The sequence below is a fragment of the Brevibacterium limosum genome (assembly GCF_011617705.1).
Classification (GTDB): Bacteria; Actinomycetota; Actinomycetes; order Actinomycetales; family Brevibacteriaceae; genus Brevibacterium; species Brevibacterium limosum.
Genome location: NZ_CP050154.1, coordinates 2,943,029 through 2,955,069, shown reverse-complemented (window position 1 = coordinate 2,955,069; position 12,041 = coordinate 2,943,029). Strand labels below are relative to the sequence as shown.

Below are 12,041 nucleotides of genomic sequence, written 5' to 3'. Positions count from 1 at the left end.
GTCATGGCAGGCGAGAAGAAGACAATCAGCGGGAACACGACCGGTGATCCCGAGGTGAAGACGCTCAATGATGGGCGACAGATCGTGGCATTCACCGTGGCAGAGAACAAAAGGTTCCTCGACCCGGACACTCAAGAGTGGAAGGACGCCAAGGCGACGTTTTATGACGTCGCGATCGAACGGGAACACTTGGCCAAACATGTGCTGGCTTCGGTGGAGAAGGGGCAGCGAGTGAAGGTCGAGGGGAAGGTGACGGCAAAGCCGTACACCGATCGGTACGGTACAGCCCAGGTCGGACACAGCATGTGGGCTACCGATGTGGCCGCGAGCTTGCAGTATGAGCCAGCGCGCCGCGGCATGACGGCACCCGGTCGCGAGCACGTCCTCGACAGCGGCCCGGAACCAGCGGGACCCGACCACACACAGTGGGGCCAGAATCCCAACCAGCAGGGCGTCGGGGCTCAGGCCCCCACGTGGGGCAACGACGTCTCATCGATGCAGCAGTATTCTGTTCCACCACCACCGCCGCAGATGCCCGAGACTGGGCTCCAGCGCTGATAGGGGGAGTGGACGATGGTGACGACCGATCGGAGACCGGACGGGGAGAGTGATGGTTGGGACTGGGAGGCGGGAGCGGATGCGCTGGTCCAGACTGGGCGACGCCGTGTCGTTGTCGCACTCGGAACGGCGCGTGCAGAACTGACGTCGTCCCCGACCAAACACCGTGACGAGATTCAAACCGAACTGATCCGCCAATTGAATAACGAAGCCACGGCGTTCACACATGCTGCGACGAAATATGCTGCTGCAACGGCGACGAACCGCGGTGATGCAGCGAAAGAACTGGAGGCGCGGGGAAACCAGTGTCGCGCATTTGCGGCAGCGCTGGAAGACATTGATGAGTCGCGCCCCTGGCTGGCGGCCCTATCGACCACGACTGCTGAGTGTGTGCGCACCGACCGTTTCGATGACCTGCAGGACACGCCGCAGTGGAGATCGGACCAGCGGGCGAGTATTGAAGCGACGGTGTCGTGCATGCCACCGGCAACGCATTCGTGGTTTGCTGCCGATGGACGAGGAATTCACCGTCTTGACGGCCTTGAAGCTGACGTCGCCGACTGGCGTGATGCCAATCAAAGGCTTCCAAGCCTGGCCGAGTCAGACCCGGTGACGTCTGCTCGTCTTCGGCGAGATGACTGGCCCCTGGAAGCGTTCACTCAGCCTTCGCCGCCGCCCATGAGCGGACCGGAGCTGAATTGAGCAGGCAGATGTGCAGAAGCGTGGCAGCGTTGGCAGGCATGTTTGCCGTGTCCAGCGTTCTTGGCGGATGCGGGCTGATATCGACGGAGGGAGCGGGTCGAACCGTGGTTGTCGAGAGGGTCATCGACGGCGACACGTTCGTGACGACCGATGACGAGCGGATTCGTGTGCTGGGAATCGATACACCAGAAATCGGACGAGACGGGGCGGACGATGAACCGTGCGCCCGGGAAGCCAAGCAAACCACGTCGGGCGTCCTTGAGGGAGGGGAAGCATCTATCGTGACCGACTCCGCTGCCGGTGACACTGACCGGTATGGCCGCACCCTGGCCTACGTTGAGACTGACGGTCGTGACCTCGGCCGCGAACTGCTTGAGAAGGGCCTGGCCGACGTGTACCGGGCCGAGCCGGGAATCACTCGCTTCAGCGACTATGTGACGGCAGCGGCTCAGGCACCAGCTCCGGCATGTCAATAGACCGGATCCCTCCAGCGGCCCGAGACCAGTGGTCTCGGGCCGCGAATGTTTGTCAGCACGCACCGTGACACAGATGACTCGTACTCGACGTAAGAAGAACAGTCGGATGAGGAGACAGACATGGATCACGAACAGACGAGACAGACGCCGTTGGTCACTGACGGCCACGAATGTGTCGAGCCGCCAACCGTGACCGAGGACCAGGAGGTGGAATGATCATGCCAGGAATCCACGAGCTCTATAACCGCTTCACGACACTCCCGCCAGCGGTGGCGTTGACGATGGGAGTCTCGATCTACGACGATTCCCATGCGGAGAAACGCCTGCAACGCGCCCGCTTATTCGCGGCAATCGAGCAGGACCTGGGTGCGGGAGAACGCCCTGCCGTCCGGGGTGTGTTCGGTACTAACGCGATCATCGCAGCGCGCGGACACCTGGACGCGGTGAAGGTGGACAACCTCGTTGAGGACATGAGTGTCCATCTGACCGGGACCGCCACCGCGGCCGAGGATGAGGCCTTGGTGTTCGCTGCGGAGGAGACACTGGCCCACGCGAGAATGTCGTCGACGGACCACGATGAGATTCCCGCGCAGGCGCGGTCGTGGTGGGCTGAGACTGGGGCGGCTGAGTTTCGGGCTGCGGCGACGGCGTTCGACGAGCGAGCTCGACGCGAGGTCGAGATCGCGAACATCGGCGTCGTCGCGATAGGATATCACGTTGATCACGAACAGAAGACAGCACGAGCGTGTCTGTCCGATTCCCGACAGTGGCGAGACGCTGATGAGCAATGGCGGTCGGCACTGAGTGGTCCTGTTCGCCAACTGACGACGATGGCTCGTGATTCGTACTGGCGTGCAGCTGACCTGTTCGACAAAGACGCGGACGTCAATGGTCGTCAGGTCAGCCGGGACCGGTCACGAATCTGTGAGGGGCGGGCCTCCGAGCTGGGCGCGTATGCGAAGGCGATCGATGCGGCAGTCGAGCTGCGGGCACCGAGTCTGCACAGCGCGGCGGCCGGATTGCGTGCCACGATGCCGTATCAGACTGGGTCGATCATGAATGAGTCGCGGCCAGGTCGTTGGACGCGGGCGGCGAGTCTGGAGACGTTGAGCGACTTGCGACCGGACTTTGGAACTGGCACGAAGACGTCTCCGGAGGCATCGAACGTGACAGCGATCCGAGACTACATGCGCTCCCTGGGCGGATTGACCGCGCTCAACCAAGAACGAGCACCCCAGGTGGCGATCGCCTTTGAACAGCATCGCCACGCAGCTCGTGACGGGCACCGCAACCAAGGTGTCGAGTCCGGTGCCGCATTGCGGATGGAGGCGTACACACAGATGAGTCCCGAACAACGGGAGATCTCCCGCGCCTGGTCAACTCAGGCAGCACCGGAAGATTCCCAGGCACAGGAGAAGACGGGTGTTCCCCCGATGCCGGGCCTCGGCGGACGCGCTGGCAGTAAGGCGGAGGGAATTCGGCTGCAACAACGAGCGGTCGGCATCACTCCGGCAGGAGACTTCCCCGATCCCACCGGGACCTTTGTTGCCGGTACGCCACGGCCGAGCACCGACAGTGCAGGAATTCAGCGATGAAGGAGGACCTGTCGAGGGCCCGTCAGCTGGTCGAGGCCATGGCAACTCGAAGCCGTGTGGCCGTGATGATGGCCAACGACGTCCGGGACCAGCGATTGGGCGAGGCTGAGTACATTCAACAGCTGACACAGTTGATGAAAGAGCAGGCGGAATCCGCGGACCTGGCTGCCGCGGCGGTCCGTGATGCCTCTGTGGACGCTGCCCGGTCATTGGAAAACTATCGAGATGTGCTCACGGCGGCTGCGGACCCGGTCACCGGCGGTCAGGAGTGGGCAGTCGCTGACCGGTCATTGACCGCGGAACTGACCGAGACCGAGAACGCGAAGCTGCTTCGTGATGACCGGATCCAGATGACCGTCCGGGCGAGCAAAGAATCCGCATTGCACACATGGTCCCCCGGAGCATCAATGTCAGAAGTCGAGGTGGCGTGTGACCACTTCTGGACTAACCACAACCAGCAGGATCAGGCACGATCACTGGGATTGGGAACATGGACGGCCGGCTATGACCGGTCACGACCGGTCACCGAGGCCATCCGCGCAGTCGCGTCCGAGGACACACTCAATCGGATCGCGAAGACGAAGTTCGAACAAAGCCAAGCACTGTCGACCGATCCGGACTCCCCGGCAGGGCGCGAAGCCGCTCGCCTGATGACCGTTGACCGGTCCACCGGTGTGACCCGGACACGGGAATGGGACCGTTCCCTCGGACGTGACCGGTCACCGGCCAAGGTCGGGCGGGACATGACCGGACCCGTTCCGGATGTGACCGGTGGCAGCCGGTCACCGGACACTCCAAGCCTGGACTGACCAGGCGACGAGACCCTGCAGCATCCATCCTCCACACCCTTGACTAAATAGAATGGGTGTTCTAATATGTCGGGAAGTAGATAATGGCGAAAAAAGTTCATGACGACACCGAGTCCCTGTTCGACCTCATCTTCGACGATGAGGGGGAGGCCCAGCCGACGCTGAGCGTCAGGCAGGATCTGGTGTCAAGGCCAACGACTGAGAATGGAGGGTCCGATGACCTCGAACCCCGAGCAGCTGCGGTGGGTGCCGAGGGGCACCCGGATTCGGGAGTACGTGGAGAGGTTCGCGCCGAGCCGGGCGAGGCTGATCACGGATCCGGAACATTACGCGAGACTGCACGAGGAGCTGAGCGAGAGGCAGGACCAGATCTTCCTGTCGCTGGAGCCGGACCGGCCACCCACAGTCGAAGAGACGCAGGATCCTCTGTCGCTGCTGGGCCGGTCGCGGAGGAACCATCGCCAGGCGCAGGAGATGGCGTGGCAGGAGATCGTTCTCGATCGGTATCCGGCAGAGGTGGACGAGGACGGTCAACCACTGGAGACCTGAACCTCGACGACGTCCTGGACTCGGACAGAGGCGAGGTCGTCTCGGTCACCGAGGCGGACTTGTCCCCGGTCACGGGCACTGACCGGATACCAGAGGCGCCTGGCCCCGTGTTCCGGATGGACCCGACGGTTGATTACGTGCCCTCGGGTCCCAAGGCACGGTTCGCTGCCAATATCGCGGCGATCGAACGTGTCCGGTCACTGGAGGCCAGTGGCCGGACAGCAACTGCCGAAGACCAGACCGTGCTGTCCGGCTGGTCATCCTGGGGAGCCGTGGCCGATGTCTTCGACACCAGCAAGGACAACTGGGCGGGAGAACGAGAGCAGCTGCGCAGTCTGCTCAATGATGAGGAATGGGAGGCCGCGAAGGCCACGACGATCAATGCCCACTACACGTCACCGGCGATCGTCGAGGCCATGTGGGGTGCCGTCACAGGGCTGGGGGTCAGCCAGGCGCGCGTGCTTGAACCCGGATGCGGATCCGGCAACTTCATCGGCACCGCACCCGAGGGCATGTCCATGGTCGGAGTCGAACTCGACCCGCTCACGGCCTCTATTGCCACTCACCTGTACCCGAATGCTGAAATCAAGGCGGAATCATTCGGCAAGACGACAGTGCGTCCGGGCCACTACGATGCCGCGATCGCCAATGTTCCCTTCGGTTCCTTCCCCGTCTTCGACCCGACCTGGAATCCCGGTGAACGCTTCTCCATTCATAACCACTTTCTACGCAAAGCTGTCGGCGGACTCCACGACGGTGGCGTGGCAGTAATGATGTCGAGCGCGTACACGATGGACGCGCAGAATCCGGCGTTTAGGGCCGAGATCAGCCGAGAAGCCGACTTCCTTGGCGCAGTCCGCCTGCCCAACGGCACCCATCGACGCACCGCTGGCACCGAGGTCGTGACCGATGTGCTCGTGTTCCGGAAGCGGATGGTAGGGGAAGAACCCACTTCGGAGACGTTGCGATGGGTCAAAGCAGTCCCGACCGAGATCGCAGGCGAGAGGGCGCAGCCGTTGATGAATCGGTATTTTCACGATCATCCAGACAACGTCCTCGGGACTGTGCGGGTGTCCTCGTTCCGAGATGGACAGATCGACGTGGTCGCCGACGACCTCGATGCTGTAGCAGGGCAGTTGGAAAGGCGACTGCAGGCTGTGGTGGAACACGCTCGAGAGCGAGGACGCGAGTACGTGCCCGTGACGGCTGAGATGCGTGCCGAACGTGAACAGGCTCAGGCCCTGGCACCTCAAGCCGGGCTGTGGCCGGGTTCGATCGTGGAAGTCGATGGCGAGTTCTTCCTCACCAAGGAGGACTCACCAGAGCAGCTGAAGGTGCCGAAGAACGCCGCCGAGGAACTGCGGTCGCTGATGGACCTGCGGGACCGAGCGGGGGCACTCATTGAGGGGCAGGTGTCCAATCCGGTTGACACGGACGAAATCATCGAGCTGCGCGCGGCCACTCACACAGCCTGGCAGGCGCATGTGGCCCGGTTCGGGCCGGTCAACAGGCACACTCTGGGGTGGAAGACCGAGACGGTCACGGACGACGACACCGGCGAACAGGTGAAGGTGCGCGTCCAAACGAGGAAGTACCCGAAAGCGATCCAGCTGATGAAGCGAGACCCGATGTGGTCATTGACTGCGGCGTTGGAAGTCTACAACGAAGAAACCGGTCAATCGCATTCAGCGGCGATTCTGCACCAGCGCACAGTCGAACAGACACGACCACTGCTCGGGGCAGACACCGCCGAGGAAGCCTTGGCACTGTGCCTGGATGCTCGCGGCCGGGCCGAGCTTGATCGGATCGCAGCACTGCTGGGCACCGATGAGGCGACTGCACGGGAGCAGCTGAGTGACCTCGTCTTCGATGATCCGGCCACCGGTCAACTGGCGACTCGGGCCGAGTATCTGTCGGGCAACGTGCGCACCAAACTGGACCAGGCGACAGCAGCATCCGAGGAGGATGAGCGTTTCTTGGTCAATGTGGCCGCGCTCAAGGAAGTCATTCCGGCAGACATCCCGCTGGAGGACATCGTGCCGACGATCGGTGCCGTGTGGATCGGGGAGAAGGACCACCAAGACTTCCTCCAGCTGATCGCCAGGGACCGACATGCGCGTGTGGTCAAAGCAGGCGGGTTCTGGGAGGTCCAGCGCGGGGCGGGAGACGCGCGGCAGAGCGTGGCCGCGACCTCAGAGTGGGGAACCGCGCGGATGCCGGTCTACGACCTGTATCTGAAGCTCCTGGGCGGAAAAGAAATCCAGGTTCATGACACCGACGAGGACGGGAAGCGGACCCTCAATCCAGCTGAGTCAGAAGCGGCCCGAGCCAAAGCCGATGAGATCACCCAACGGTTCGAAGAATGGGTATGGGAGGACCCGGCCCGGACTGAACGGCTCCTGGCCGAATACAATCGACGATTCAACAGTCTCGTCACCCGAGACTATACGGCGGATGCGGCCCGGCTGACGTTTCCTGGCATGAAGAAGGACTTCACACCCCACGACCATCAGCGCACCGCGGTGGCACGGATGATCGCCGAACCAGCGGTGGGCATGTTCCACTCTCCAGGGGCCGGGAAGACGAACGCGACGGTGATGGGGCTCATGGAGCTCAAACGGCGCGGTCTCGTGCAGAAACCGATGACGATCGTGCCCGGACACATGCTCGAGCAGTTCACTCGCGAATGGCAGGACCTGTACCCGAACGCGCGTCTGCTCTCGGCCGGCAGTGACGATCTCAAATCCAGCGGAGGAAGTGTTGACGGGCGTCGGGACTTCATCGCGAAGGCCACGACCGGGGATTGGGATGGGATCATCATGACCCACGCGGCCTTCGGGAAGCTGGGGATCAAAGAAACGACGGCCACAGCCTACTTCTCGAAGGTCACTGCCGAGCTTGAGGCAGCTGAGATGCAGATGCGGGAAAAGGTCGGCAAGGACCGCAACCGTGGGGTCAAAGCCATCGAAAGTCGGAAAAAGACTCAGCAGGCCCGACTGGAGAAAGTTGTCGCGGCCGCCGATGACACGAATCTGACGTTCGAAGATACCGGCATCGACTATCTCGCCGTCGATGAAGCGCACCTGTTTAAGAACCTGCACGTGTCAACGTCGATCGCGGGGGCACAGATCGATGGTTCGCTGAAGGCAGCTGACCTTGACATGAAACTGGACTACCTGCGTGCGACGTACGGGGCAAGAGTCGTGACCTTGGCGACGGGAACTCCGATCGCGAACTCGATCGCGGAGGCGTATGTGGTCACGAAGTATCTGCGGCCAGACCTCCTCGACGAGGCCGGAGTCGGATCGTTCGATGAATGGGGGGCGACCTTCGGTGAGACGATCACGCGGATCGAGCGGGATGCCGCCGGGCGGCTGAAGCAGAAGTCACGGTTCGCGAAGTTCAAGAACATTCCGGAGATGCTGTCGTCGTGGCACCAGTTCGCCGACACAAAACGGACTGAGGATCTCAACCTGAATCTGCCCGACTTGGCCGTGAATGAGGCGGGGGAGCGGCGTCCGGAAATGGTGGTCATTCCTCGCACGGATTCCCATGCCCAGTACATGGAGTTCCTCGAGCAGCGGTTGGACGCTTTGTCCGGAACGCGCCCGGAGAAGGGCGCAGACAACCACCTGACTGTCTACGCCGATGGGCGGAAAGTCGCCCTCGATCCGCGGCTGGTGGGCATGGATACCGGAGGTGAGGTCAAACTCGACTACGTGGCCCGGCGGATCGGACGAATCTGGAAGGAGAACCGGGACAACGAATACACCGTGCCCGGTACGCAGGAGATCAGTGAGCACCGCGGAGCCCTGCAGCTGGTGTTCTGTGACCTGGCCACACCCAACGATGAGGAATGGAACGCCTATGACCAGATCAAATCGGCTCTGGTGACCCGGCACGGGATGGACCGGTCTCGGATCGCGTTCATTCACGATGCCAAAGACGATGAGCAGCGGGCAAAGCTGTTCAAGGCCGCACGTGAGGGCGGGCTGGATGTGCTCATTGGGTCAAGCGAGAAGATGGGCACCGGTGCCAATATCCAGAACCGGGCGATCGCGATGCATCATGTGGATTGCCCATGGAGGCCGGACATGCTCGAGCAACGTGACGGACGGATTCTGCGACAGGGCAATGAGAACCCTGAGATTCAGATCTACCGGTACGCCACGGAGAACACATTCGATTCGACGTCCTGGGACATCATCACGCGCAAGGCCAGCGCGATCGCGCAGGTGATGCGGGGCCGGCTGGATGTCCGCGAGCTCGATGATCCCGGCGACATGGCCTTGGACGCGCAACAACTGATGGCGGCGTCGTCGGGCAACCCGCTGCTGATGGAGCGCACGGAGCTGGACGTGACGGTGCAGAAGCTGGCCCGTCGGTCGCGTGGTCATGATCGGGCACAGGAGGGACTGAAGTTCCGGAAAGCAGCCGCAGAGCAGCGTCGGATGTACCTGAACAAGGCGCTGCCAACGGTTGAGGCGGCAGTCGCTCGTCGGGTGGACACGCGAGGGGAAGCATTCAAAGCCACGATCGATGGACGTGTGTATGACGAACGGAAGAAGGCATCTCGAGCGATCTATGAGCTGATGTCACGGTCGATGGAATCGACTCAGATGACCGGACAGACGGTCAGGGGCATCCGTATCGGTGGTCTTGATGCGGAAGCGACAGTCATTCTCGATGAGGCCAGCCATTCTCGGCAGATCAAGGTGACCCTGTTAGACACAGGGGCAGGCGTCGATGCCTCGGAGGTGATCGTGGCCTTCCCGATGGACTGGAACACGAACGAGTCGAAGATCAAGGACGTTGCACACCTGGTGGAGAACAAAGTGATCGGACTCGATCGCGTCCTGGGGCGGATGCAGACGAACAAGGCCGAACTCGATGCAGAGGTGGAATCGATCGACGGCCAGTTGGGCAAACCCTTCAAGCAAGCAGACGAACTTCAGCAGGCTCGACAGCAGTTGGCCGAAATCGATCGAAAGATCGCGGAGGCCGACACAGCAGAGAACGGGCGGAAGACAGAACCGGACAACATCGATGAGGCCGTGAACCCTCATGGAGGGGGAGTCGGAACCAGTGAAACCACGGCCGCAGCCGACAAGGAGACTAAGGCGGTCGCTGGCGTATCGGTTGACGACACTGTGGGGCCAACACCGGCCGAACAGGCAGCCGACTCCGCCAAGACCGTTGAGAAGGCGAATGGGGTCCGCTTTGCGGGGCTGAGCGCAGACGAAGCGGACCAGACCCTTCAGGTGCGTGACCGTGAGCCGAAACCGGATCCGAGTGGCCGGGCCGACACTATCGCCCGGTTGGTCTCAGAGCGGTTGAGTGCCGCGGCACAGACATACCAGGCGGAGGCTGAGCATCCGTTGCGGAGAGCAGCGGCGATGACAACGTTCTGGCGGCAAACAAGCCGGTGCACGAAAGAACTGGCGTCAGCGGCACGAGGCTACGACGCAGCCAGTGACGAGGCACCGACTGAGGCGCACGCCAACTTGCTCCAGGCGAAGAAACAGTTGGTGATATCCGCGATGAACTCGATCGGTCGAGCCCATGAGTCGAAGGTGCCAGCACAGTTCATGACGGACGCATTTCTGGCCGAGCAAATGCCGCGCTTAGAAGATCGGATGCGTGATCAACACGAATACCGAATCGCGGCCGCCGCCGGAGCCGATCACATGGTCGAATACATGAAAGCCCTACGCATGCTGGAAACCACACGGGGATCAGACGGGCTAGAGAACGTGAGCCTGATCCTGGAGGGGTACGACGAGGAACTGACCACGTTTCGCAACTGGGAAGCCGAGGCCCAAGGCCGGCTGGGCAAAGCCGTGCCGGGCGCAGCGTTGGCAGACCGGGCGCGAGCGATGTCAAACCCCGAGGAACAGAAACTGATGACCGGGTGGGTGAGAGCATCCAGTGTTCTGGCCAAACGGCTGACACCCGATGAGATGGCGACCGCAATCGGGCAGTCCGAGGATGCCGAACAGGCGAATAAGCTCTCGGAATTGATTGAGCGGAAACCTTACCACGTCGCGGGTGTGGTCGCTTCGGTGGCTGCGTGTCACGGGGTGCTGCGTGCTCCTGATCATGGCCTCACCGACGCTGATGCGTCGGTGGAGGAACGAGTGGCTGCTCAGAATCGGCACCTCGACCGGGCAAAAACCGAACTGGAGGAACAGGCACCGAATGGTTCTGCTGTCCCGGCGGGAGCCAGCGTCAGTGTCGGTGCCCAGGCGACAGTATCTGTTGGGCTGGACTGACGGCTATCGCTGGCGGCCCCCAAAATTTGTGGGGTGAACGCATTCTGCGGGTCGTTTGTCGTCCACAGAGAACTGTCGGTGTGGTCGGGGACCGGTTGGCGGGTGCCAGTCGATATTCATTGCCTCAGCAGCAGCGTTCGTGGGTCGTCTGGACCGAATCAACCGACGTGAAAGTCTTGCTGCTGGGGCTCGCCCTCACTGGACCAACGAACGCGGAGGATATCTGCATCACTGCCAGCCATCACATGGTCGACATTGACGCGGCGAGTCTGGTTGGCATGGATAATTGTTGGCAGTGAACCGCTTAGAACGATCATGCTGGGGTTTTCACCAGCAGATTCGAAAGTGACGTCCTGCGCGTCAGTGTCGCCGGAGTTGGTGACATCGATCCAACGCCGAGTTTTGTATCGCGGTTTTCCCTTCTTATCGTAATCCCTGATCTCGCGTTCCTGTTGGGGTTGAACCTGGAAACGAACTCCGCTGTTTGGACGGTCCAACGCCGGTGTTCCAAGATCGAGGGTGGTGATGTCGAATTCGATGGCCTTCCAGATCTCGTGTTCGAGCTGGGACACGTTGCTGAATTCGCCGAGAAGTCCCTTTGCTTGAATCTGTTGCTTAAAGTCTCGGAGTCCTTCCAGCTGTTCCGTGTCGACATCGTTGGGCAATGGAGCAGTTGAGAAGTAGAGGTGCACAGGTTTTTTCTGCTCCAGGGCGCGCTCGATCTCCTCGACAGTTCCCGATACCGCGCCCGGAGTTGGCGAACCGAGCCGGCCACCGAACAGCGCGAAAACGAGATCGGATTCATCTACTCCCTGGGCATTTATTAATGACTGAGGATGGTCGCCGAGCTGAGGTACTGACGAGGTCTCCCACCGCCACGGCTGAAGGATGATCTGTTTGTTCTGGGCGTTCGCGTGATTCCAACTATAGATCGCGGCTTCAACCGCATTCCGAGCTTCGACAGTGTCAGCAGGAGACGCAATCATCACGCGCAGGACATTCGCAACATAAGTCATGACGCCATGGTATGGCAGAGCACGGGCACAGATACTGGTGTTGAGTCTGATTGCCCGCAATTTA

At 61.6% G+C, this 12,041-nt stretch carries 8 protein-coding genes; 7 read left to right on the top strand and 1 reads right to left on the bottom strand.

What is annotated here, in order from left to right:
* The first annotated feature begins 3 nt into the window (after nt 1-3).
* The 7 genes from GUY37_RS13370 (at nt 4) to GUY37_RS13340 (ending at nt 10,961) form a co-directional block, all read left to right on the top strand.
* Nucleotides 4-558 carry a single-stranded DNA-binding protein gene (locus GUY37_RS13370; protein ID WP_166826465.1) on the top strand — a complete coding sequence of 185 codons (555 nt, stop codon included), beginning with the start codon at nt 4-6 and terminating at the stop codon, nt 556-558.
* 15 nt (nt 559-573) lie between these two features.
* Complete coding sequence (locus GUY37_RS13365; protein WP_166826463.1) at nt 574-1,260, top strand: hypothetical protein; 687 nt, start codon at nt 574-576, stop codon at nt 1,258-1,260.
* A 20-nt stretch (nt 1,261-1,280) separates the two neighbouring features.
* The gene (locus GUY37_RS13360; RefSeq protein ID WP_166826460.1) at nt 1,281-1,736 is read left to right on the top strand and encodes a thermonuclease family protein; all 456 of its coding nucleotides are present in this window, start codon (nt 1,281-1,283) and stop codon (nt 1,734-1,736) included.
* A gap of 212 nt (nt 1,737-1,948) precedes the next feature.
* On the top strand, nt 1,949-3,331 hold the full coding sequence (locus GUY37_RS13355; protein WP_166826458.1) for a hypothetical protein: 1,383 nt from the start codon (nt 1,949-1,951) through the stop codon (nt 3,329-3,331).
* Nucleotides 3,328-4,140: a hypothetical protein gene (locus tag GUY37_RS13350; protein WP_166826456.1), complete on the top strand. Its 813-nt coding sequence runs from the start codon at nt 3,328-3,330 to the stop codon at nt 4,138-4,140. The genes GUY37_RS13355 and GUY37_RS13350 overlap by 4 nt, the downstream gene beginning before the upstream one ends.
* A gap of 216 nt (nt 4,141-4,356) precedes the next feature.
* Nucleotides 4,357-4,689: a hypothetical protein gene (locus GUY37_RS13345; RefSeq protein ID WP_166826454.1), complete on the top strand. Its 333-nt coding sequence runs from the start codon at nt 4,357-4,359 to the stop codon at nt 4,687-4,689.
* Nucleotides 4,690-4,805: 116 nt separating this feature from the next.
* The gene (locus GUY37_RS13340) at nt 4,806-10,961 is read left to right on the top strand and encodes a helicase-related protein (protein ID WP_228278478.1); all 6,156 of its coding nucleotides are present in this window, start codon (nt 4,806-4,808) and stop codon (nt 10,959-10,961) included.
* Between the two features lie 158 nt (nt 10,962-11,119).
* Here GUY37_RS13340 and GUY37_RS13335 read toward each other — a convergent pair whose 3' ends face one another.
* Complete coding sequence (locus GUY37_RS13335) at nt 11,120-11,977, bottom strand: DUF4062 domain-containing protein (RefSeq protein ID WP_166826450.1); 858 nt, start codon at nt 11,975-11,977, stop codon at nt 11,120-11,122.
* Between the last annotated feature and the right edge of the window lie 64 nt (nt 11,978-12,041).

Coding starts and splice junctions, on each gene's coding strand:
- GUY37_RS13370 (WP_166826465.1), top strand. CDS start 4: ATGGCAGGCGAGAAGAAGACAATCAGCGGGAACACGACCGGTGATCCC.
- GUY37_RS13365 (WP_166826463.1), top strand. CDS start 574: ATGGTGACGACCGATCGGAGACCGGACGGGGAGAGTGATGGTTGGGAC.
- GUY37_RS13355 (WP_166826458.1), top strand. CDS start 1,949: ATGATCATGCCAGGAATCCACGAGCTCTATAACCGCTTCACGACACTC.
- GUY37_RS13350 (WP_166826456.1), top strand. CDS start 3,328: ATGAAGGAGGACCTGTCGAGGGCCCGTCAGCTGGTCGAGGCCATGGCA.
- GUY37_RS13345 (WP_166826454.1), top strand. CDS start 4,357: ATGACCTCGAACCCCGAGCAGCTGCGGTGGGTGCCGAGGGGCACCCGG.
- GUY37_RS13340 (WP_228278478.1), top strand. CDS start 4,806: ATGGACCCGACGGTTGATTACGTGCCCTCGGGTCCCAAGGCACGGTTC.
- GUY37_RS13335 (WP_166826450.1), bottom strand. CDS start 11,977: ATGACTTATGTTGCGAATGTCCTGCGCGTGATGATTGCGTCTCCTGCT.